Source organism: Syntrophomonas erecta subsp. sporosyntropha (assembly GCF_055395365.1).
Window position 1 is genome coordinate 1736559 of the sequence record NZ_AP042459.1, and the last position, 23136, is coordinate 1759694.

Here is a 23136-nt window from a genome sequence, read left to right on the forward strand (position 1 = left end):
AGGTTAATTAGAGGCATTTTAATGTTTAGACGGGTGACTTTTTATCAAATATATAAACACCGAGGATAGTCGGGGATCAAACTGGGTACCGGCACATCTTTTTATTTCCTCTAAAGCTTCATCCTGGGTTAGGGATTTGCGGTAGGGACGGTCACTAGTCATGGCGTCATAACTATCTGCCAGAGCCAGGATACGACACTCCAGAGGAATCTGTTCCCCTTTTAACCCCAGGGGGTACCCTTTTCCGTTCCACCACTCGTGATGTTTTAATATCCAGTCGGCAATAGGAACCAGCTCCGGTGCGGAAAGGGCAATACGGTGCCCGATTTCACAATGGCGCTGTACTATTTTCCTTTCGTCGGTACTTAAAGGGGCTGGTTTACCCAGGATACTTTCAGGGATTCCCACCTTACCTATATCGTGAAACTCAGCAAAAAGCCGCATATCCGCCACCCGGTGCCCGGGAAGCCCGATGTATTTAGCCATGGATGTTACCAGTTGGCTGATTCGCTCCCCATGGCTTTCTGAAAAATGGTCCCGGGCCTGTAAAGTCTTCAGCAGGGTCTGTACAATAGTACTGCGGGCATTTTGGCCGCACTGCAGCTTTTCCCGGTACATATTATTATCAGCCATATCAAAGATTTCCTGCATAGTTTGTGCAGGTGTATTGCGAACTGCATATCCTACCGAAAGACTTAGAGGAATGTCAGGTTGGTCGATATTGTATTCGGCTATCGCAGACCGGATACGACAGCAGGCTTTTTTCATTATCTCATCAGTTCCGTCGGGGACCAGTACGGCAAATTCATCCCCGCCGATGCGGGCCACTACATCATTAGCCCGAAAACAGTTTTTTATCAAAGCCGCTGCGGTAATGAGCAGGTTATCCCCGGTATCATGACCCAAAGTGTCATTAACCAGCTTCAGGCCATCCATATCACAAATAATCAGTCCTACCGAACAGAAACGGCCCGACTCTAAACGGTGCATCTCCTCTTCAAAATAATTGCGGTTATAAAGACCGGTAAGGGTATCATGCAGGCCTAAATATTTCAGCTGCTCTTCAAATTTTTTACGATCACTGATGTCGCGGATTGATTCAATGGCTCCCACCCGGTTACCTTCCGAATCAAATAAGGGGGTAGCTTTAGCCCAGATATAAGCTCCTTTGCCATTGTTCAGGTTAGGGACAAACACTTCACTATAAAAATTATTACCTTCTTTTTTTACATAATCATACTCCCGTTGGAGCTCCTCCGGATCCATATCAAAAAAATCCACCAGCATAGGGCGGGGTTTACGGTAAAAGGGGATAGAATAACAAAAATCACCGGTTCCGATGATATTTTCCGAAGGCACACCGGTTATCTCGGTAATAGCCCGGTTCCAGGCAATGACCTTACCCTGATCATCAATCACAAAAGTAGCATCAGGCAAAAAGTCAATAATATCCATTAAGCGCTGGTTAGTTAAACGCAGTTGGTTTTCCATGGTCTTTCGTTCCGTGATATCCCGGGCAATGCCTTGTACGGCAAAAGCTACTCCATTTTTAGTTAAAAGCCGGGCGCGAAGTTCGATGGGAACCCGGTAGCCTTCTTTAGTAATGATTTCTAGCTCCAGGTTACGGGTCAGATCTGGAGATGACTTAAGGTTCAAAATCTTCTCTACAAATTCCTTGTAATAAGGAGCTAATAGCTGGCGGACATTAATATTGGCCAGATCAGCCAAAGAATAGCCTAAAGTCTTTTCAGCACTTTTATTGACCGAAACAAAATTTCCCTCTAAATCTAGTATGAAAATAATATCATTAGCATTCTCAAATAAATCCCGGTACAGATCCTGGCTTTCCCGGAGGGCTGTCTCTATGGTTTTGCGGATACTGATATCCATAAAGTTACCCAGGGTAGCTGGTTTACCAGCATATTTAACGGAGGTAACTGTCTCCATAATCCACTTACTATCCCCGTGCTTGTCCAAAATCCGGTATTCGTAAGGGGTGGAACTTTTTCCTTTTAACATTTTTACTGCACAATTGCGTACCAGAGGACGGTCTTTGGGTAAGATCAATTGAAAGGAAGGGGTGTCTAAAAGTTCCTCCTGAGTATAACCAGTCAGGCGTTGAAACTGGGTATTTACCAGGACGAATTTACCATCCTGAACAATGTAAATACCAATCGGTGAACTGCTGAAAAGCGCAGCTAATAATTCTTTAGGATTGCTGTTAAAAAGGTTGACATCAAAGCTATGGTTACCATCAGGCGGTGTTACATTAGCTTCACCTTCCATAGAAACCGTCTCCTATCATATATTGAGCTTAAAATATTTTTCTAAATAAACATTCGCTTAAAAGTCTCATAAATCCTCTTAATCGGTCCTGAAAAAAAGGTACCCATATTTACCGTTTTATTCCGAATAAATCGGGCATAAAGGGGAAATTAATTTCTGACTTCTTAACCTCAGGCAAGGCAAAAGTCCCAGATTTTAATAAAGGATCAGCCCCCAGGAGGAAAAAAGTCACAGATACATAATATGGTAATCCCGTTTAGAACCATTTAGTAGGAAAATGGTCTTAATCAATCAGGTGTGACCCTGGGAAATAAGAGGAATTTAAGAAACTCGTCAAGAATAATCATTATAGGATTAAAATATTCATATTTGGAGGTATATCTTCTCCTTTTATCTAATACTAATATCCTGTAAAATAATAACATCATCGCAGCTATATTACCTATATTAATGACAACCTGTTAGTCGCAGTGGTAAGTCATATACCATAACCGATCAGGACCGACGCAGGCTTACCGTCTACATGTCATTATTCAATATTACAACTTTTATGGTGAAGGAGAAACAAGGAAAGGGGTGAGACTTTATTTAGGTTCTCATGTGATATAAAGAAAACTATTTTTTATAAGGAGGTAATGTGGACCGTGAAACCCAAGAAACTATCATTACTGGTATTATTTTTCTTCCTATGTACTATCCTGGCACCAGCCGCCTATATGCCTGCTGCTATAGCCGGGGGCGGAGCTGCTTCCGGGGGAGGCAGCGGGGCTATTGATAGTGTAGTTGCAGAACTGCAGTCGGTTTATCAGTATTTTGATGAAGCTGATAAGGAAGCCATGAAAGCTGCCCGTAGTAAAGTCGATGGGATTACCGAGACGCAGTGGGATACCATCCTGGGTGTAGGTACGGAAAACGCTCTATTAACCACCGAGGTTAATAGCCGTTTTACAGCCCAGGGTAAGGATGCTAAAAATGAGATGACTGCTTTTGCAAAGGGCTTAGCAGGTATTTATTATTCTTCTGATTCGGCCACTTTAAAAGATACCCTGGTAAACTTCAAAAATAATTATAAAGATTCTTTCCAGATTCTTTTTGGTACTGATATTACTGTAGATGAACTCTATAAATTCCTAAGCGATTCCCGCGCCCAGCTTCCTAATGTTATCACAGCAACTGATGCAGGACTTCTGGCCAATGCTTCAGTTGACGAACTGGTTAATAAAATGCCTGGTTATCTAAAAGAGGCTATGCAGGCTGCTTTAGAGCAAAACACAAAATTTCAGGGAAAACTTACCGAAATCGGCTGGTCAGTTGATAAACTGATTAACCAGCAGGTTGAACTGGCTAAAGTTGTTGATGCCGGTAATGCCGCCCAGTATGCAGTGGCTAAGGCAGCCGTTCGTTTGGAAACCAAGCTGGGGGTTAATGCACCTCTACAGCTGAAAGTAGGGGATAAACCTGAATACACCATATTAATAATGGGCAAAGATGCTACTAAATTTGTAGCCTTTGCCAGCTCCAATGATAAGGTAGTTAAGGTTTCCCAGGAGGCGGGAACCGGGAACTTCATCCTGGAAGCCGTAGGATCTGGTACGGCTATGATAACGGTATACCGTGACTATAATGGAGCAACTCCCGAAAAAGACTGGCTGCTTAAGTTTGAAGTAGCGGCTATAGTTGTCGCTGAAGAAGACCAGGATTATATAGTAACTCCAGAAACTCCAGTAACAGTTGAAATTCCGTCTGGTGTTGAAAACTTCACCCTAAAAATAGCAGTTACTGAAGAAAATGGTAAGAAAGTAACTACCCTGCCCCAGGTGGCTCTGAATAAAGCGACTAATATAGGAACAGTTGCTGTAAATATACCTTCGGGAACAAAAGTAACCGGTCCTAAAGAGTGGACAGGTGAAATCCAGTGCCCGAAAGTAGTAGCTAAACCGGCGGCTACCATTAAAGGGGACAATATAGTAGTACTGCAGTTAGGTGCTCCTACCGGTAAGGTTACCTTTGACAAACCAGTTTTACTGGTTATGCCCGATCAGAAGGGTAAAAAGGTTTCCTATATAGTTGGCGGGGAGACTACTCCTCATGAAATTCCTGAAAACAGTAAACTGGCTGGATTGGAGTCGGGAGATAAGTATGCCGCTGCAGCTGTTGCCCTGGGAGCGGCTGAGGATGGAAATATTGACCACTCTAACGCTAAAGATAAAATAATCTGGACGAAGCATTTTACCCAGTTTGTTGCCTATACCCCTAAATCCACCAGCGGCGGCGGTGGCGGCGGTGGTAGTGCACCATCCGGAACCCTGGTTAAAGCCTCCGAAGGTGGCGAAATATCAGAATATGATGCCACGGTTACCATCCCGGCTAAGGCTTTTGCGGCTGACTTCCGGGTAAAGATCGATAAAGTTACTGATAAAGCCAAACAATTCACACCTGAGGATGCTAAACTGTTAAGCTATGTACTGGATATTACTAAAGACAAATCAGCTGACTTTAGTAAACTAGTCACCATTACCTTATCCTTTGACAAAAAGGCCTATGATGCGGATAAATATGACATTTCCCTGTACTGGTATGATAAGGCTGATAAGCAATGGGTAGAGCTTGACAATGTGAAAGCCGACCTGGAAGCAGGAACTATTAGTGGTGAAACTAACCACTTTACCATGTTCGCCGTTCTGGCTACTCTTAAGGCCGGAGAGGAAGAACCTCCTGTACCTCCGGCAGTAGAATTAAGTGATATAACCGGCCACTGGGCAGAAGCTAATATTAAGTCCCTGGTAAGCAATGGTGCCATAGCCGGTTATCCCGACCAGACCTTTAAACCGGATAACACCATTACCCGGGCCGAATTTGCTACCGTACTGGTCAAAGCCTTTAACCTGGAAGCAAAGGCCGGTAAAGTGTTTAACGATACGGTTAACCACTGGGGTAAAGACTATATCGCTACCGCTGCTGCATACGGTATCGTAGCCGGCTATGATGCTAATACCTTTGGACCGGATGACTTCATTACCCGGGAACAGATGGCTCTCATGATAGTTAAAGCCACCGGATTGGCAGATGCCAGCGAAGCCAAGGTATTTGCTGATAGTGATAAGGTATCAGCCTGGGCTAAACAGGCGGTGGCTATCGCCAGCAGCAACAACATCATCACCGGTTATCCGGATAATACCTACAAACCTCAGGGTAAAGCTACCCGAGCAGAAGCAGTTACGGTAATCAAGAAATCACCAGGGCAAGGTATTAGCCTTAGCCTGGTTGATGCAGATGACCTGCAGCAATAACTAAGCCATACCGTTAAAATTGCTTAAGTGATTATGGCCTTATAAACCCCTGCAGCCGACCTGCAGGGGTTGGCCTTTTTTAATAGCTTGGAAAGGCCCGGAAATTTGCGTCTGATACGGGTGAAAACCAAGTTAACTCCAGGTGCCGAATTTGGAAAAGCAAAAGGGAGGACAATATGAAACTACTACAGGGAAAAAGCACAAAATTATTTACAGTGCTTATATTAACGGTGTTTTGCCTGGGGGTAGTCTTTCCCTATCCCTGCCAGGCTGATAGTATCGAGAGTACCTATCATAAGCTAAAAAGCCAGTATCCTGAATATGTACAACGGATCAAGGATGGTGGAGCTACTGAAGCACAGATTGAAGCCGTATTAAATGACCTGGATGAACAGGTGAAGCGGCAGGGTACCTTAACCGAGGCCAACTTCAACTCGGTTATGTTTAACTCCTTAAAAGAAGTCCTTTCCTGGAGGGTACACCGCCCGGTTTTTATAGCGATGCTCCAATCCTTTGGTGAAGAAATAAACTATACCCTGGAAAAAGGCGAGCTGCATCCTTCGCTGCTGCCCTTGCGTAATGCTGCCTGTGAAGCCCTGCTGGATAGCTCTCGACCTGGTTCCTCGGGCGGAGCAGCCTCTAAAGATGTAAAGGGCAGTGCGGATAGCTCCCTGGAAAATCAGCTTAATAGCAGTAAAGACTATGTGAGTTTATCACTGGATAAATATAGTAAGGGTCTTTCTATATCTGGTAGCCTATTAAGCCAACTGGCCTCCCGGAACAAAGCCATCCAGATCGAAAGCCCGGCGGTAACTCTTCGTGTTCCGGCCCAGGCGATTACCCTGGCTGATAATAAGATTTTAACTATAGAGGTGCGTACTTTAGAAGCTAACGCTACCAAAAAGCTGGCGGAAAAATTAAACCAAGAGCAAAAAATAATAAGCCCGGTCTATGACTTGATAGCTTTTACCCCCTCTACTGTAAAAGGATTAGATTTTGACCGGCCGGTAACCGTCACTATTTCTTACCAGGGAATAGATTTAGGGGAGATCCCGGAAGACTCATTAGATGCCTATTACTATAATGAAAAAAATAATCGCTGGGATGCTAGGCAGGGTAAGCTGGATAAGGTCAACCAGACGGTTACCTTTACTACTACCCATTTTAGCGTCTATGCCCTAATCGGCAAGGTGAAACCGGCCCAAACTGGAGCCGCTACTCCTGATGTACCAGCGGATATACCAGGGGCCTCGGCTAACTTTACCGATATAACTGGTCACTGGGCGGAAAAAGATATTAATACTATGGTAAGTCTAAAACTGGTTAGCGGCATTAGTGCCACCCAGTTTGCTCCCGACCGTCAGGTTACCCGGGCGGAGTTTGCAGCTCTTCTGGTTAGAGCCTTAAATATCCCCGCCACCGGTCAGGTACAAGGGAAATTTACTGATGTCTCCAGCCAGCAGTGGTATTTTGCGGCAGTCAATGCAGCGGCTCAGGCGGGAATAGTCAGCGGTTACAGTGCTAGCCAATTTGCTCCGGATGAAAAGATTACCCGTGAGCAGATGGCCGTCATGATGGGCCGGGCTCTAGCCTATAAAGGAATAACGGTAACTATAGACTCCGCCAGCATCGATAGTACCCTGGCCGCTTTTACGGATCAGGCTGGTATATCCGCCTGGGCCCGAGAAGGGGTAGCTCAGGCAGTTAATAAAAACATAGTTAAAGGCCGGGATCAAGGGCGTTTTGACCCGGGTGCCAATGCTACCCGAGCCGAAGCTGCAGCTATGATTTTACGCCTGTATAATCAGGTAAAATAACCTAATAAAAAGCCTCCCGGGTATAACCATATCCGGGAGGCCGTAACTATAAAATTTATCAGTGATCTAAAAAGGTGAGACCGCGACCGTATTTGCGGCCCATTTTCTGCAGTTCTTTTATCTCTTCCGGGCTAAGCCGGGATTGTAGGATATGGCGTACCTGGCGGATTTCTTCCGGGCTTTGTTTATCTTTAATACCTACCCGGTACAGGTAATCGATCTCCTGCCACTCCAGCCGTCGGACGACAATCAGGCCGGCACTAATTAGATCCTTTTTTTCAATGGGACGGTTTACCTTACTCTGTACCCCGGTGGCAATATCCTGACCATTTAACTGGGAAGACTTTTTTTGCGGGGAGGGGAGAGCAGGGGCAGTTGATCGGCGGTCATCTCTGACTGTAGAACCGGCTGGCTTATCACCACTATCCGCAGCCGGGGAATCTTCCTGATCAACCGGCACTTCCTGCATAAAAACACCTGGTTGGTTTAAATGTGCTACCATTTTATCTAGACGATAATTAACATAAATACCGGCTACCAGGAGCAGGTTAATAAGAATTCCTATAGTAATAAATAAACGTTTTTTCCTTTGCAAATGAATAAACCTCCTTCTGTTCTTAATAATACGACTGCTATGATAAGATTCCTGCACCTCATACAGATGCTCTAGTCCTATTGTTATTTTCGGTTACTAATGATAGCTTAAGATAGGAACAATAACCTATATTTTTAAACACTTTGTCAGGCGGGTGAAACCTTTTGATTGATATTCACACTCATATATTACCAGCTATAGATGATGGGGCGGCTGATAAGGAAACATCTTTGGAAATGGCCCGGATGGCTGTAGCTGATGGCATTGAATACCTGGCAGCTACCCCCCATGTATTAGAAGGCCCCTATATTAATAGTAAAGAAAATATACTTACCCGGCTTAATAAACTAAAGCAGGACTTACATCAGGCTGGTATCCCCCTAAAGGTACTTCCGGGAGCCGAATACTACCTGGACCCGGACCTTCCTGAAGCCCTGGCTAAAGGCGAACTCGTCACCATTAATCAAGCTGGTAAATACCTTTTGGTTGAACTGCCGGGTGCCTTTATTCCTCCTTATACCAGCCAAGTTTTATACGAACTGCAGATCCAGGGGATTACCCCCATTATTGCCCACCCGGAGCGCAACCGGGGATTTATCCGTAATCATAAACTTTTACGGGAACTAGTTTCCCGGGGCATGCTTACCCAGATTACCTCTGGAAGTGTGACGGGAATGTTTGGGAAAATGGTAAAAAGGATGGCTCTGAACTATATAGAGGAAGGCTTAGGACACCTTTTAGCCAGTGATGCCCACTCCATCAACGGCCGCTCTCCGCGGCTATCCGGGGCGGTGCAGGAGCTAAAGCATCGTTTTAGTGTCTCCTTTGTCGAAACACTGGTATATGATAACCCCTATAAGGTAATTTCCGGTGCCTCCCTGGAGCCGGCCCAGGTTGTTCCAGCCCGCAACCGCTGGCCCCAAGCCCTTTTAGGACGTTTGGGCATTAATATTTGATAAGTAACTACCTAACAGGAAGGATTTTCCTAATTTTTGTGGAATCTTAAATTATTGTGCATGGTGTGAAATAATGCCGATAAAAACTAGGCCCGGTTTAAACCGGGATTGGCCCGGCTAGTTTATGGGGGACGGGGATTGTATATAGATAGAAAAACCAAATCAGGGTCAGCCCGATATTGCTTTGGCTATTAAACGGGAAAGGGGAAAAAGTGATTGAGTGAGCAGAAGTACGATGCTTATAATGCTGAAGACGAAATTGAAATAGATTTGCGAGAAATAATAACTGTACTTAAAAAATGGAGCAAACTAATTATCGTAATGAGTCTTTTATTTGCTTTTACAGCAGGTATAATCAGCTTTTTTGTCTTAACTCCTATCTACCAGGCCCAGACCTTGCTGATGGTTACCCAGGCTACGGAAAAACTGCAGGCTGCTCCGGCTCAGCGCGGGGAAGGCCTGGAAGATTTAGTAGGAGCAGTATCCCAGATACCGGTGTGGACCATGAGTACTTACCTGGGGCAGATCAAAAGCGAAGCCCTGATGAAACGCATTATTGAAAAACTGGATCTGCCTTATACAGCCGCCGAGCTGTCAGGAATGATCGAGGCTACCGTGGTAAAAGACTCTAACCTGATCGATGTTAAGGTTACTAATGCTGATCCGGAACTGGCGGCTCGTATAGGTAATACCCTTTCCACCGAATACCTGCAGTTAATGACTGATAAAAACCAGGAACAGCTGACCAGATCAGTAGCCTTCCTGGAAAAACAAAAAAACCTGACTGATCAAGAGCTTTATAAAGCTACCGAGGCTTTAAAAGAATTCCAGAGGCAACCTGGCGGGGTAGAGGTACTGGAAGCTGAATTTGCCAGCAAATCCGAAGACGTAGTAAAATACAGTTCCCGGCTTAAAATCCTGCAGGTAGAAGTACAGCAGATGTATTCCGGGATTGCCAGTCTGGAACAGGATCTGAATGCTATTCCTCATACCGTATCAGTAGAAAATTGGACAGAGGGGCGCATGGTAACCAGCCAGGAATTAAATCCCCTCTATGTATCCTTAGCCCAGCAGGTAGCAGAGAAAAAAGCCAGCCTGGCGGAAAAACAGGGGGAACTGGAAGGGCTGCAGTACCTGGTAGAATCCCTTTATGTGGAGATAGACGGACTTCAGGCGGAACTGGCCGAAAAAAGAGTAGAACAAGACCGGCTGGCTAGAGAAGTAGAAAGGTTAAAACAAACTTCGGAAACCTTAGCCCAAAAAGGAACCGAAACCCAGATTGCAAAATCAATTGACCTGGGGGATACCAGTGTAATGGTGGTATCAGAAGCATCTATACCGGCAGCCCCTATCAAGCCTAATAAGAAACTTAACATTGCCATAGCTTTTATATTAGGAATTATATTATTTACCCTGTTGGCTTTTATCCTGGAATACCTGGATAATACTATTAAATCACCGGATGACATTAACCGGGAACTGGAATTACCCGTATTAGGGGTTATCCCTAAGATGACGGCGCAAAATACCGGGCAAAGTCCCTACGGAGGTTAATATGGCCAAAAAATTATCTAGAGATCATGAATTAATCACATATCATCGTCCTAAATCACCTTTTGCCGAAGCTTACCGGACCTTAAGGACTAACCTGGGCTTTGCTTCAGTAGATCATTCTTATCGTTCGATTTTAGTAAGCAGTACCAGCCCCCAGGATGGTAAGTCTACTACTATTGCCAACCTGGCGGTGACCTTGGCCCAGGCCGGGAACCGGGTCATGCTATTAGACTGTGACCTGAGAAAACCCGTATTACACCATATATTTAAGGTGGATAATCACCGGGGCGTTACTAACTGTTTGATGCACCAGGTTACCATTGAAGAAGTAGCTCATGAAGGAGTCGTAGAAAATCTCACCCTGGTAACCAGTGGTCCCATTCCCCCTAACCCGGCGGAAATGCTGGGCTCGGAGCGTACCCGCTCCCTATGGCCTGCTCTGCTGGAAAAATATGATTATGTGCTGATTGATGCTCCTCCTGTACTGGCAGTGGCGGATGCTTCTATCCTGGCCAGCCAGGTAGATGGGGTCATTCTGGTAGTACGTTATGCTGCTACCCGTTATGACCTGGCTAAAAAAGCTAAAGAGCAATTACTTAATGCTAATGCTAATATTATTGGGGTAGTTTTAAACCAGTTTAAAATGGAAGCTAAAGAGTACCAGTACTATTACTATTATTCTCGTGATTCTTCCAGTGACACCTCCAGCCTGAAGCTTTAAACCTATCGATAACTACATATAACATAAAAGGGCAGGGCTGACTAAAACCCTGCTTTTTTTGTCGAACAAAACCCGATTTACAGACTATAGCCAGGGACTTTACTTATAAACCGATTATTTAATTTGTAAAAGCTCTATTATGATCAAATCTCTTAAACAAAGAGTCGAACTATGATAAAAATATGCCGAAAGTCACGGAAAATTTACGATGGTTATCGGGAGGCATTATGACTAATAAGCAGGAAATCCCATATTTAATGTAGAACTCAATATCATATAAAATAGAGCCTGAGTAGGAGATAGTTACAGGAGGGTGGTCATGGGCGGCAGTAGGTCCTCTGAACTGGGTGTCTTCTACTATTATTAGTGTAATGAAATAGGAACGGTTTAATATTGTAATAGTATAGGAGTAGATTAATGAACGAACGAATGCGCACAGCAGTGCTGGTGATCTTGGATGCGATTTTAATCAGCTTATCCTTTTACGTCGCCCTGTTAATTCGCTTTGAAGGAACGGCTCCATCGCAGTATTTACTCATACTAATGCAAATGCTTCCGTTATTTACAGGGATCAGTCTAGCCCTTTTCTGGACAGTAAAACTGTACAGTCGTATCTGGGAATACACCAGTATCAGTGAGATGTTTGCCATATTTCGGGCTACTACTTACAGTCTAGCAGTCATACTAATCGTTACTTACTTTTTTCATCTACCTATTCTATCCCGCAGCATTTACCTACTAGCCTGGATTCTAATGAATATATTCATAGGTGCCTCCCGCCTATCCTGGCGTCTATGCCGGTATTACCTCTTTGGGTCTAGGCCGAAACAGTGCCGCCGGGTATTAATCATAGGAGCCGGGGATGCCGGCGCTATGCTGGTGCGGGAAATTCGCAATAACCCTCACCTTAACATGAAAGTAATCGGCTTTATCGATGATGAGAAAAACAAACACCAGATGATGCTTTCCGGTATTAAGGTACTGGGAAACCGCAAAAAAATTCCGTTAGCAGTAGAAGCCTTACAAATTGATGAGATTATTATAGCCATGCCTTCTGTACATGGGGAAGCTATCCGGGAAATCGTAGATATCTGTAAAAAAACTCCAGCCAGGATTAAAATTCTTCCGGCCATGAATCAAACCTTAAATGGCCGTGGTAACCTTCTTGCCACAGTACGTGATGTGCAGATGGAAGACCTCTTACGCCGGGAGCCGATCCGTACCGACTTAAAGGCTATTTCCGGTTATATTTGCGGTAAAACGGTGCTGGTCACCGGAGCAGGTGGATCTATCGGCTCCGAACTATGCCGCCAGTTGGCTCGTCTTTCTCCTGCTAAACTGATCATGCTGGATTGTTGTGAAAACAACCTGTTTGATATTGAAATGGAACTACAGGAAGGAAAAAATGATCCGCAAATAATTCCGTTGCTGGCTGATATAAAAGACATCGATAAACTAAACCACATATTTGAAACTTACCAGCCCCAGGTGGTATTTCATGCTGCTGCTTACAAACATGTACCTATGATGGAACGCCACCCGGAAGAAGCGGTCAGCAACAACATAATCGGCACCCGTAATGTAGCCCTGGCCGCTGATCATTATGCAGCCGAAGTATTTATTCAAATATCCACCGACAAAGCAGTTAATCCCACCAGTATAATGGGAGCCAGCAAACGAGTCGCCGAATTGATTATAAAAGACATTGGCCGCACTAGCTCCACTAAATTTGCCGCCGTGCGTTTTGGCAACGTTCTGGGCAGCAGAGGCAGTGTTATTCCCACCTTCCTGAAACAAATTGCTCAAGGTGGACCGGTTACCGTAACCCACCCGGACATGACCCGTTACTTTATGACCATACCGGAAGCAGTCCAGCTGGTAATCCAGGCAGGGGCTATGGCAACTGGCGGAGAAACCTTCGTCCTGGATATGGGCGAACCAGTTAAAATAATGGATTTAGCCGCCGATCTAATCAGAATCTCCGGTTATGAACCAGATAAAGATATAGAAATAAAAATTACCGGCATCCGCCCCGGTGAAAAACTATATGAAGAACTATTTACTTCTAAAGAAAAAATGGCCGCCACCAAACATGAAAGAATATTCATATCCGATAAAGAACCAGATGGCATTAAAAACATAGGCAAAACCATAATGAATATAACTAAAAAAGACTACACCACTAATAAAGATGTAATAGATATGATAATAAAACTAATACCAGAATATCACCCCGGGCAGAAGGAGAGTGCGGTGGGGTAGGAGTATGATTTCGTAACTGAATATGGCAGTTGGAATAAGCCGCAAGAGGATTAACTATATGATCAAAGACTGAACACTGCAATCGGAATATGCAGCAGGGACAAGCAAAGTGAGAAAAAGGAAAAGCAGGAAAGTCCATAATCAAGGTTTTAGTTTAATTGAGCTTATGATTGTAATGGCAATTATAGTAATTTTAGTTTTAATAGCAGCTCCTTTATATAATGTTTGTGTAGAACGAGCTACCCGGCAAGTTTGTAATTTTAATTGCGTGCAGTTGGAAAGAATGTATCATGTTTATTTACTTATTGAAAACAAAGAGCACACGCATTATGTATTTGATGAGTTTTTACAAAAACATAGCGGAAATATATGTCCTGCTAATGGGGAAATCAAATATGTACATGGCGAAGTTCGATGCATTTTGCATTCTGAAGATGAAGCTAATGGAAATGAAGGCGATGAAGATACTGGAAGCGTTCCGTTTCTGTAAAACTAAATATCCCATAGGCCCAAATCACAGTATTGGTTGCAATAAAGGGAACCTACCATATATATGGTAAGCAGATATTAAGGGCATACCATATATTGCGTAAAGTGGGGAATATGGAATATGTGATTTAGCCGTGAGTATGGTCGATGGCCTTAGACCACAATATGTAGCATAAAAGTAGTAAAAAATAAAATTGTTATGCAAGATGTAGTAAAACGAAAAAGGAATCGAGGTTAGTATGGGGAAGGGATAAACAGAGAATTTGTATGACAAAATCATTACAAAATCAATATATAGCACAGAAGAAGATTAGCTTCTGCAACATATTGCATTTATTTATCCCTACCTGATAATCGGGCGAGCCGTGAGTATGGTTGATGGGTAACGACCACAATATGTAGCATAAAAGTAGTAAAAAATAAAATTGTTATGCAAGATGTAGTAAAACGAAAAAGGAATCGAGGTTAGTATGGGGAAGGGATAAACAGAGAATTTGTATGACAAAATCATTACAAAATCAATATATAGCACAGAAAAAGATTAGCTTCTGCAACATATTGCATTTATTTATCCCTACCTGATAATCGGGCGAGCCGTGAGTATGGTCTATGGATACCGACCACAATATGTAGCATAAAACTGAAGGAAAATAAAAATTTTATGCAAGATGTAGTAAAACAATAAATTAACTGACGTGATTATATGTAAGGGATAAGCAAAACACAAGATGTAGCAGAAGGCAAAAACGGGTTATGCAAGATATAACAAAAATGTCAAAAAATCCCAGATTTCTGCGAAGCCGTGAGTATGCGGAATGGATAAATACTAGATGTGGTAGAAAATAATTAGAAAAAGCAGATCGTCTACTACATGTTGGATTCAAATAAAAAACTCGATGCTTATACAGATGACCTGAATGTTGTTAGAGGTGAAAAGATGTGGCATTAAAATTGATGTATATAACCAACAATGTGAATATCGCAAAAATAGCTGAAAATAGCGGTGTTGACTGGATTTTTATTGATTTAGAGATCAATGGCAAAGAGAAACGGCAGGGGTATCTTGATACAGTTATCTCGCGACATAATATATTTGATATTAAAAGGATTAAGGAAGTACTAACGAAATCAGAACTCCTTGTACGTGTGAATCCAATATATGAAGGCTCAAAAGAAGAAATTAATAAAGTAATTAATGATGGAGCAGATATTGTAATGCTTCCTTATTTTATGGATAAAAATGAAGTTGAAACTTTTGTAGATTATGTGAATGAGAGAGCCAAAGTGTGCCTGTTATTGGAAACCCCAGAGGCTGTGGAAAATATAGATTCAATTTTAGCGGTACGAGGTATTAATTATATTCACATCGGACTGAATGATCTACATCTTGGATATAAAATGAAATTTATGTTTGAACTTTTAGCTGACGGCACAGTTGAGATGTTATGCAAGAGAATTAAGGAAAAGGAAATTCCTTATGGGTTCGGCGGAATAGCACAGCTTGGGCAAGGAATTTTACCAGCAGAAAATATACTTGCGGAGCACTATCGACTAGGTTCAAGCATGGTCATATTATCAAGGAGTTTCTGCAATGTAAATAAAATGGAATATTTTCATGAGATTAAAACATTATTTGAAACTGGGATCAAAGATATTAGAGATTACGAGATCAAACTTACAAAAGAGTCAATTGACTTTTTTCAGTCCAACAGAAATATTGTTATTAATAAAGTAACTGAAATTGTAAAAGGACTTTAATTATAAACATAGTTAATATCATGTACTGTTATTAAGGAGAAGGGGACATATGTATAAATATATTAAAAGAGCTTTTGATATAGTTTTTAGCGTGGTCCTTTTAATTCTATTAATGCCAATTATGATTTTCGCGGCAATACTAATTAGATTTGATTCAAAGGGTCCTACTATTTTTAGGCAACAGCGTGTCGGGAAAAAAGGAAAAAATTTTACTATATATAAATTTCGGACAATGGTTGAGAACGCAGAGAAGATGGGTACTAGGCTTGATTCATACGAGAATGATACACGGGTCACAAAAATCGGAAAATTTTTAAGAAACACAAGTCTAGATGAGTTGCCCCAGCTTTTTAATATTTTAAAAGGAGATATGAGTTTTGTAGGTCCAAGTGTGAACGGTCAAGTATTTTGGAGAAATTTTGGCCATTAATTTTACATAGGACCTTTACTGCAAAATGGAAATACGATGTTTAATACGGTAGCTTTCTCCGGTCAGGTTAAATATCTCACTATGATGAACAATCCTATCCAGAATTGCAGTTGTAATAACTGGATCTCCCATCAATTCGGCCCAGTCATCAAAACCCGTGTTGGACGTAATTATTAACGAGGTCTGTTCATACAGTTGAGAAATTAGCTGAAAGAACAAATTAGCTTCTTCTCTACTTATTGGCACAAAGCCAATTTCATCGATAATAACTAGGTCTGAGCTGATTATTCGTTTGATTTTCTGCCTACTGCGGCTAATGGTGGACTGAATTTTCAGGTGCCGAATTAATTCGTCCATACTTACAAAGCTTACCTTGTAACCTTTTGTTACAGCTTCTATTCCTAACGATACAGCCAAATGGGTTTTACCTAAACCAGGTGGTCCCAGAAAAATTAGATTGTAGGCCTTATCAAGCCATTGCATATCTAATAGCTGGTTAATCTGTCTTTTAGTTATACCGGGTTGATAAGCGAATTCAAAATCATCTACAGTTTTAATGAAGGGAAACTGAGCTTGGGTCATACGGCGCTCCGAAGCTCTTTGTTCCCGGGCATCAATTTCGCCATTGGTTAAGGAATAGAGAAAATCACAATAAGATATATCCTGTCGGTTTGCTTCCTCTACGAGCTTTTCTAAATTGTCTTTCATCCAGGCCAGCTTTAGCTGGCCCAGAAAGGTTTTGGTTTCCTTTAATTTATTCATTTAGCATATCCTCCCTTGCTAACTGCCTTCATAAAGTGCAGTATAGGCTTTAATATCTCTGACTTCTGTTTTAATTCGATATTCGGAAGGAATGGCATCTGCATCAATAATATCAGGCGCATCTATGTCCTGGCTGAGCTGCTCTAAATATTCCAATACATTACGAAACTCCACTGCGCTCCATAGTTCTTTTTGTACGCAGTAATCCAGGGCTTGAGCTATAATTAGCTCTGAGTATTTCTCGGCCTCTTTGATAATCAACTGAAGTTGATCTCTTATGTAACGGGGTTTTTCCTGTTTAATACGATCCAAGAAACAAGTACCTTTATCGCCTTTACCCAGCATGGCAAGGGCCTGTTTCCTTAGTTCATCTATCTTGTGGGAATAATCACGCTCAACCCGATTAGGAACTATCACTCCCTTCTTAGTTGATATTTTCCGGATAATAATTAGTTCTTTAGTTTCTATATCCAAAATTTCAAGATAGCCATCTTTGACTTTCAATTCTACTTCACGTCCGGGATAATACGTGCCTTTAGGCACTCGGTAACGATTACTAAGATAAAGGACAGTGTTGTCCTTCCTTACATTTCTTGTTAAACTATCTTCAGGTTTATTTATGATTGTGGGTATCGGTTGCAGGTATTCTTGTTCTGATTTGAATACTTCTGCCGGTACCTTCTTTGTGGTTGCATGTATACTGGCATTGCCAGTCCGATTTAACCAATCAATACATCCCTCATTCCATAAAACCAGGTTATCAAATACCCGGTGAGCAGCGTAGTTTTGTTTAGCATATTTGACTACTGATTCAATTTTCCCTTTGGATTCAGGGTCATTTCCCCTACAAAGGTAAACGGTGAACTTCATGTTCCTGCGAAAACGCTCAAACTCCTCAGTATGTATGATATCACCATAGTTTTCACTAACAGCCAATACTCGGTCTTGATCAAATACTATTTCCTTAGGTACCCCTCCTATAAACTCAAAAGCTCGATACAGAAACAATGTAAATGTTTGTGCTGTAAACGGTTTATCCAGCCACTCTACATATTTGTAGCGACTGTGTGATAACACTAAGCCAAATACAAAAAGCTTTATTCGTTTTCCTGTAGTTGTCATAACTTCCCTCTGACCCAGATCCACCTGGGCCTGTTGACCAGGGAGGAGTTCTTCTACGGCCTGGTACTGCCGATATTTATCCGGCTTTGGTATATTAGATGTTTTTCGCAAATTACTAACGTATCGTCTAACAGTCCGCTCCTTCCCATGATAGTTATCCCCATGATATTCCTTAAGCCAGTCATGAATCTGAGCACTTGATATATCCGGGAATTTCATTAGCCATTGTAAAATTTGGTCGGTGTATGGCTCTAGGATTTTCCGTCGGTTTTTGGCTTTCCTCTGCCTTTCGGTAAATTCCTCGGGTGTCATATCCCAGTAGAAGTCTACTGTTTTCCAGTTGATGGCTAACTGACGCTCCACCTGTGACTTATTAAGCCCCAACTCCTTAAGCTGCTGAATTTTTTGATACATTGGCCATCCCTTCAATTCTCCCACCTCACCTGTAAAATTAATTACCAATTCATTTTACCAGTGGTGGGTTTTTGTGGATAATATTCTCCGTTTTTATTGGCCAATTTTTCTCCCTTTTAGTTTACCGCTAACACCAAGGCCTCCAGTGACATATCATCCATATAAATACGAAGATTATCCCAGTAATACAAAGAGAAGATTTGAAGTGCTACCGGGTGTGACGGGACTAGCACAAATTAATGGTAGAAATGAATTATCATGGGATGAAAAATTTAAGTATGACTTGGAATATATAGAAAAAATCGGGCTTGTATTTGATTTAAAAATTCTTATACAGACCATATTCAAGGTTATGAAAATGGAAGGTAGCTATGATTTAAAAAAGAAGTCTATTTCGGGAACTAATAACTTAAGCCAATAAATAATAGGTGGGGGTTTAATTGAAAACTAGCATTGATAGTAGACTTATTTGGTTGAATGGGATAATTATACCGCTTCAAGAGGCGAAAATAAATGTATTATCCCCAACATCTCAGTTTGGGGCTAATGTTTTTGAAGGTATTCGTTGCTATTGGAATGATGAGAGGCAACAATTGTATGCATTTCGTTTGAGCGATCATTATAAGAGGCTGAAAAATTCAATTAAAATGTTTCGAATGGAAGATAAATATACAACTGATGAGTTGCAGCAAGGATTAATTGATGTTGTAAAAGCTAATGGTTATAAAGAAGATCTAGCAGTTCGCCAGACTGTTTTTATTGATGGCTTTGGTTCGTGGATGTCAAAAGGACCGACTAATATGTTTATTGCACCTATACCAAAAGGACGAACGCTTGGTATCTCGGAACTTGGCATGAAATGTTGTATTAGTTCGTGGGAACGTATTAGTGATAGAAATATTTCTCCTAAAATAAAGGCCGGAGCTAATTATATCAATAGTAGAATGGCACAAATGGAGGCTTTAGAGAATGGTTATGATTCTGCAATTTTTTTGAATGATCAAGGTAAAGTAGCTGAAGGACCGGGGTCATGTTTATTTATAGTTAGGGATAATGTATTAATTACGCCACCGTTGAGTGCTTCTATTCTTGAAAGTATAACAAGAAGTACAATTATCGAGTTGGCACAAAAAGAATTTAACATAAAAGTTATGGAGAGAGAGATTGATAGGACAGAACTGTATTTAGCAGATGAAGTTTTCTTATGTGGCTCTGCAATGGAGGTTGTCCCCGTACTTTCTATAGATAAATATAAAATTGCAGAAGAACGGCCGGGAGAAATAACATTAAATTTAAGAGATAAATATTTAGATATCGTACGTGGAAAAAGTGAAAAGTACAAAGAGTGGATTTTTCCAATTTATGAATAGTCTGCCCGCTTAGAATGGATATTTAGTACAACCATGTGCGTATTGTTAATGAAAGGAATTTGTTATGCATATTTGGTTAATTAATGAGGGAGAAGCCCTTCCCTGTGATGATACTAAAGATAGATTAAGAAGAATGGGATTACTAGCAGAACAATTAATTGCTAGAGGACATAGAGTGACCTGGTTTAATTCCACCTTTTATCATGCTAGAAAAATCCAAAGATATTTTCAAGATACAAAGGTAAATATTTCACCAAAATATGATGTTCAGTTAATTTGGTCAAATTCTTATAGACGTAATATTTCTCTTGCAAGAATTAAACACCATCGTTATACAGCAAAAAGATTTCTTGAGCTAGCCGATGGAATAGATAAACCAGATGTTATTTTGTGTTCTATGCCTACAATTGAGTTAGCCGAAGCAGCAGTTATTTATGCGAAAAACAACAATATCCCAGTTGTTGTAGATATCAGGGATTTATGGCCAGATATATTCATAGAAATGGTTCCAAAATTATTTCGTATTATAATTAAACCATATGTTTTGCATTCTCAAGGAAGATTAGTACGATTGCTACAAAATGCTGATGGCATTACAGCGTTAACAGATAGCTTTTTGCAGTGGGGGTTATCATATAGTGGCAGAAATAAATCGAGTTCAGATCGAGTTTTTAACATGGCATACAAAATAGGGGGGGTTACAGAAGAAAATAATAAATATTGGAATGATATAGGTATTGAAGATGGAGATTTTGTAGTCAGTTTTTTTGGTACAATTGGTAAACAATTTCTGTTAGAACCTATCTTGACGGCAGCTGCTAAACTTAATACTGTAGAAAACATTAAATTTATAATTTGTGGTGATGGTGAATCATTAGTATCCATTAAAAATAAAGCATTAAATTTTAGAAATGTAAAGTTTCCTGGTTGGGTAAATCAATCTAAAATTAGATCTTTACTTGAATTAACCTCTTTAGGGTTAGCACCATATAGAGAAAGTAAGAATTTTACATTAAATATACCGAATAAATTTGCAGAATACCTTTCTGCTGGTATTCCTATTTTATTAAGTATAAATGGAGAAATGAACGATCTTATTACTAAGTATAATTGTGGATACATTTACAACAATGGAGATGAGCTTTCGGAGTTAATTTATAAGATATATTCTGATCGTTCACTTTTGAATATTTTAAGTCGTAATGCCGTTAACTTATTTAAAGAAAAGTTTGAAGCTAACAAAGTATATTCAGAAATGTCAAGTTATCTTGAAGAAATATCAACATTAAATAGATAATTTAGTTTGCCTCATTCCCACTTCCGGCGGGCATCGAGTTAGTGATTATACAATGATCATGAGAGTGTTTGAAAGTGGGGAATAACAATAAAAGGTATGTTTAAAAATTAAAGGAAAGCTCTGCAAAAATGGTGATAAAAAATTGAACATAAGTGAAGATAAAAAAGACTTGGGTGTCTCACATCCAGCCCTTTAGAATAAAAGAACAAAAAACAACGTTCGAATGTTATTGATAGAATTGAAGTGCTATAAAAATCAAGTCTCACGAAGCATAGCTAGGCCAAGCCAAGAGAAAAATCATCAAATACTTGAGGTAATTAAAGCAACCCATATAAAACTTCCGTATGGGGAGTTGAACCGAACACATCTAGGCAGAAGTCAAAATATTACCATACCAGCGAAGGACAGTTTAGATATTTATAAAGAAAAATGATAAAATCCAAAAGCAACGCAAATGGAAGGCAACCATAAATGGTAAACACAGAGCGTCTGTAATAACACCAAATATATTAGGGCGAAACTTTAATGTATAAGATACCAATAGATAGAAGATATAACACATAATTGAAAAGTGGCTGCTTTATACAGCTAAGTGATATTGTTGTTTTTAACATTATAGTGGAAGGTGTTTTAAATGTCATTATCTAAAAAAGTATTTTTAAAAAGCCCATACTTTTTGAAAAAAGTATTTGTTAATGTTGAGGCAATTAGAAGAGATTACTTTAGGAGATGGGGAGATTATAGTAAATTGTATGAACAATTAGACAATAGTTGTTTATTTCCTAACAATTATAAAGAAACACAAGATATACTATTTAGAAAATTAGCAACATATGTTAAGGAAAATGTAAAAGCTTATGAAAATATTGATGATGTTTTTTCGATAAATAATATAAATGCTTTTCCTGTGCTAAAAAAAGGTGATTATATTCATAATCAAAATATGTATATTTCCAAAGAAGCAGAAAAAAGAAAACTATATAAAGGAAGGACTAGTGGATCTACAGGAAAACCAATGTCTTATTTTATAGATCGTGAGTCAGTTAGATGGAATTTTATTTATGCAGACAAAATGCTTGAATTTGTTGGTCTTAATAAAAATGACGTTAAATGTAGATTTTCTGGAGTAACAATTCTCGATTTCAACCATAGTACACCACCATTTTGGATATATATAAATAAATATAAACAATTACAAATGTCTTCATATCACTTAAACGAATTAAATTTCAAATTGTACTTAGACGCAATGATTAAAAAGAAAGTAACATTTGGTACTGGTTATGCGAATACATGGTTAATTTTAGCAGAGTTTGTAATTAAACATAATTATTCTATACCAAATTTTAAAGCTATTGTTTTGGATAGTGAAGGAATTACTAGTGAACAACAAGATATAGTTGAAAAAGCATTTAAATGTAAAGTATACCAAACTTATGGTTTAGGAGAGGTTGGTCAAATTGCATTTCAATGTGAAAAGAGATGTTATCATATTTTACCTCAAACTGCTTATGTTGAAATATTAGATGATAAATTAAATAAAGTACATAATGGGGAGATTGGTGAAATTGTTGTAACAAATTTATATTCCCCAAAAACTCCTTTTATTCGATATGCAACAGGTGATTTAGGAAAATTGAAAGATACTGAATGTGAGTGTGGACGGAAAGGTCAAGTTTTAAGTGAAATAATTGGAAGAATAGATGACTATGTGATTACAAAAGATGGCAAAAAAATTAATCGGTTGAGTCATATTATTAAACCAGCAATAGGTGTTGTAAAAAGCCAATTAATTCAAGATAGCGTTGACTCTTTACTAATACATATTATACCAGATAAAAATTTTAAAGAAGAATCAATGAAGAAAGTTATCGAAAATGCAAAGTATTATCTAGGAGATATGAAAATTGATTGGAAAATTGTAAATGAACTTGAAAAAACAAGTAACGGTAAAATAAAACATGTCTTAAGAAAAATTAAAAATTGACAGTCTATTTATTAACAAATTTAAAA

17 protein-coding genes are annotated in these 23136 nt (G+C 40.1%); 13 read left to right on the forward strand and 4 right to left on the reverse strand.

The genetic code is table 11. From position 1 onward, the window contains the following. Positions 1-18: 18 nt before the first annotated feature. A complete protein-coding gene (locus tag ACZ5Q0_RS08470; protein ID WP_446818480.1) occupies positions 19-2286 on the reverse strand; it encodes a sensor domain-containing diguanylate cyclase/phosphohydrolase in 2268 nt (755 codons plus the stop codon). Positions 2287-2930: 644 nt separating this feature from the next. Here ACZ5Q0_RS08470 and ACZ5Q0_RS08475 point away from each other — a divergent pair. Then, complete coding sequence (locus ACZ5Q0_RS08475; protein ID WP_447182421.1) at positions 2931-5576, forward strand: S-layer homology domain-containing protein; 2646 nt, start codon at positions 2931-2933, stop codon at positions 5574-5576. 176 nt (positions 5577-5752) lie between these two features. Then, on the forward strand, positions 5753-7393 hold the full coding sequence (locus ACZ5Q0_RS08480) for an S-layer homology domain-containing protein (RefSeq protein ID WP_447182422.1): 1641 nt from the start codon (positions 5753-5755) through the stop codon (positions 7391-7393). A gap of 58 nt (positions 7394-7451) precedes the next feature. Here the strand turns inward: ACZ5Q0_RS08480 and ACZ5Q0_RS08485 are convergent, their stop codons facing one another. Next, on the reverse strand, positions 7452-7988 hold the full coding sequence (locus ACZ5Q0_RS08485; RefSeq protein WP_447182423.1) for a hypothetical protein: 537 nt from the start codon (positions 7986-7988) through the stop codon (positions 7452-7454). Positions 7989-8152: 164 nt separating this feature from the next. On the opposite strand from ACZ5Q0_RS08485, the gene ACZ5Q0_RS08490 reads away from it, so the two are divergent. The 7 genes from ACZ5Q0_RS08490 to ACZ5Q0_RS08520 all read left to right on the forward strand — a co-directional run bounded on the left by ACZ5Q0_RS08490 (position 8153) and on the right by ACZ5Q0_RS08520 (position 16158). Continuing rightward, positions 8153-8944, forward strand: coding sequence for a tyrosine-protein phosphatase (locus ACZ5Q0_RS08490; protein WP_446818476.1), 792 nt, complete (start codon positions 8153-8155; stop codon positions 8942-8944). Between the two features lie 216 nt (positions 8945-9160). Then, complete coding sequence (locus tag ACZ5Q0_RS08495) at positions 9161-10498, forward strand: GumC family protein (protein WP_446818475.1); 1338 nt, start codon at positions 9161-9163, stop codon at positions 10496-10498. Between the two features lies 1 nt (position 10499). After that, entirely contained in the window at positions 10500-11219 is a 720-nt protein-coding gene (locus ACZ5Q0_RS08500; RefSeq protein ID WP_446818474.1) for a CpsD/CapB family tyrosine-protein kinase, read from the forward strand. A gap of 417 nt (positions 11220-11636) precedes the next feature. Further along, positions 11637-13481, forward strand: a complete 1845-nt coding sequence (locus ACZ5Q0_RS08505; RefSeq protein WP_446818473.1) for a polysaccharide biosynthesis protein — start codon at positions 11637-11639, stop codon at positions 13479-13481. Positions 13482-13590: 109 nt separating this feature from the next. Next, the gene (locus tag ACZ5Q0_RS08510; protein ID WP_446818472.1) at positions 13591-13971 is read left to right on the forward strand and encodes a type IV pilin protein; all 381 of its coding nucleotides are present in this window, start codon (positions 13591-13593) and stop codon (positions 13969-13971) included. Positions 13972-14942: 971 nt separating this feature from the next. Next, entirely contained in the window at positions 14943-15728 is a 786-nt protein-coding gene (locus tag ACZ5Q0_RS08515) for an aldolase/citrate lyase family protein (protein ID WP_464827103.1), read from the forward strand. 49 nt (positions 15729-15777) lie between these two features. Further along, positions 15778-16158, forward strand: coding sequence for a sugar transferase (locus ACZ5Q0_RS08520; protein WP_447182425.1), 381 nt, complete (start codon positions 15778-15780; stop codon positions 16156-16158). A gap of 15 nt (positions 16159-16173) precedes the next feature. Here the strand turns inward: ACZ5Q0_RS08520 and istB are convergent, their stop codons facing one another. Both istB and istA read right to left on the reverse strand, forming a co-directional pair. Then, positions 16174-16920, reverse strand: coding sequence for an IS21-like element helper ATPase IstB (gene istB / locus ACZ5Q0_RS08525; RefSeq protein ID WP_446818298.1), 747 nt, complete (start codon positions 16918-16920; stop codon positions 16174-16176). 18 nt (positions 16921-16938) lie between these two features. Continuing rightward, positions 16939-18456, reverse strand: coding sequence for an IS21 family transposase (istA, locus tag ACZ5Q0_RS08530; protein ID WP_446818299.1), 1518 nt, complete (start codon positions 18454-18456; stop codon positions 16939-16941). Positions 18457-18529: 73 nt separating this feature from the next. On the opposite strand from istA, the gene ACZ5Q0_RS08535 reads away from it, so the two are divergent. From ACZ5Q0_RS08535 to ACZ5Q0_RS08550, 4 genes are all read left to right on the forward strand, one after another. Continuing rightward, the gene (locus tag ACZ5Q0_RS08535; RefSeq protein ID WP_447182426.1) at positions 18530-18877 is read left to right on the forward strand and encodes a sugar transferase; all 348 of its coding nucleotides are present in this window, start codon (positions 18530-18532) and stop codon (positions 18875-18877) included. Positions 18878-18896: 19 nt separating this feature from the next. Next, the gene (locus ACZ5Q0_RS08540; protein WP_447182427.1) at positions 18897-19826 is read left to right on the forward strand and encodes a branched-chain amino acid transaminase; all 930 of its coding nucleotides are present in this window, start codon (positions 18897-18899) and stop codon (positions 19824-19826) included. Between the two features lie 64 nt (positions 19827-19890). After that, positions 19891-21123 (forward strand): glycosyltransferase family 4 protein, encoded by a 1233-nt coding sequence (locus ACZ5Q0_RS08545; RefSeq protein ID WP_447182428.1) that lies wholly within the window; start codon positions 19891-19893, stop codon positions 21121-21123. Between the two features lie 634 nt (positions 21124-21757). After that, entirely contained in the window at positions 21758-23110 is a 1353-nt protein-coding gene (locus tag ACZ5Q0_RS08550; RefSeq protein ID WP_447182429.1) for a phenylacetate--CoA ligase family protein, read from the forward strand. The last annotated feature ends 26 nt before the right edge of the window (positions 23111-23136 follow it).

What these genes read in the sequence shown, in the direction of transcription:
- ACZ5Q0_RS08470 (WP_446818480.1), bottom strand. Translation starts at nt 2,286, where the DNA reads ATGGAAGGTGAAGCTAATGTAACACCGCCTGATGGTAACCATAGCTTT.
- ACZ5Q0_RS08480 (WP_447182422.1), top strand. Translation starts at nt 5,753, where the DNA reads ATGAAACTACTACAGGGAAAAAGCACAAAATTATTTACAGTGCTTATA.
- ACZ5Q0_RS08500 (WP_446818474.1), top strand. Translation starts at nt 10,500, where the DNA reads ATGGCCAAAAAATTATCTAGAGATCATGAATTAATCACATATCATCGT.
- ACZ5Q0_RS08505 (WP_446818473.1), top strand. Translation starts at nt 11,637, where the DNA reads ATGAACGAACGAATGCGCACAGCAGTGCTGGTGATCTTGGATGCGATT.
- ACZ5Q0_RS08520 (WP_447182425.1), top strand. Translation starts at nt 15,778, where the DNA reads ATGTATAAATATATTAAAAGAGCTTTTGATATAGTTTTTAGCGTGGTC.
- istB (WP_446818298.1), bottom strand. Translation starts at nt 16,920, where the DNA reads ATGAATAAATTAAAGGAAACCAAAACCTTTCTGGGCCAGCTAAAGCTG.
- istA (WP_446818299.1), bottom strand. Translation starts at nt 18,456, where the DNA reads ATGTATCAAAAAATTCAGCAGCTTAAGGAGTTGGGGCTTAATAAGTCA.
- ACZ5Q0_RS08545 (WP_447182428.1), top strand. Translation starts at nt 19,891, where the DNA reads ATGCATATTTGGTTAATTAATGAGGGAGAAGCCCTTCCCTGTGATGAT.
- ACZ5Q0_RS08550 (WP_447182429.1), top strand. Translation starts at nt 21,758, where the DNA reads ATGTCATTATCTAAAAAAGTATTTTTAAAAAGCCCATACTTTTTGAAA.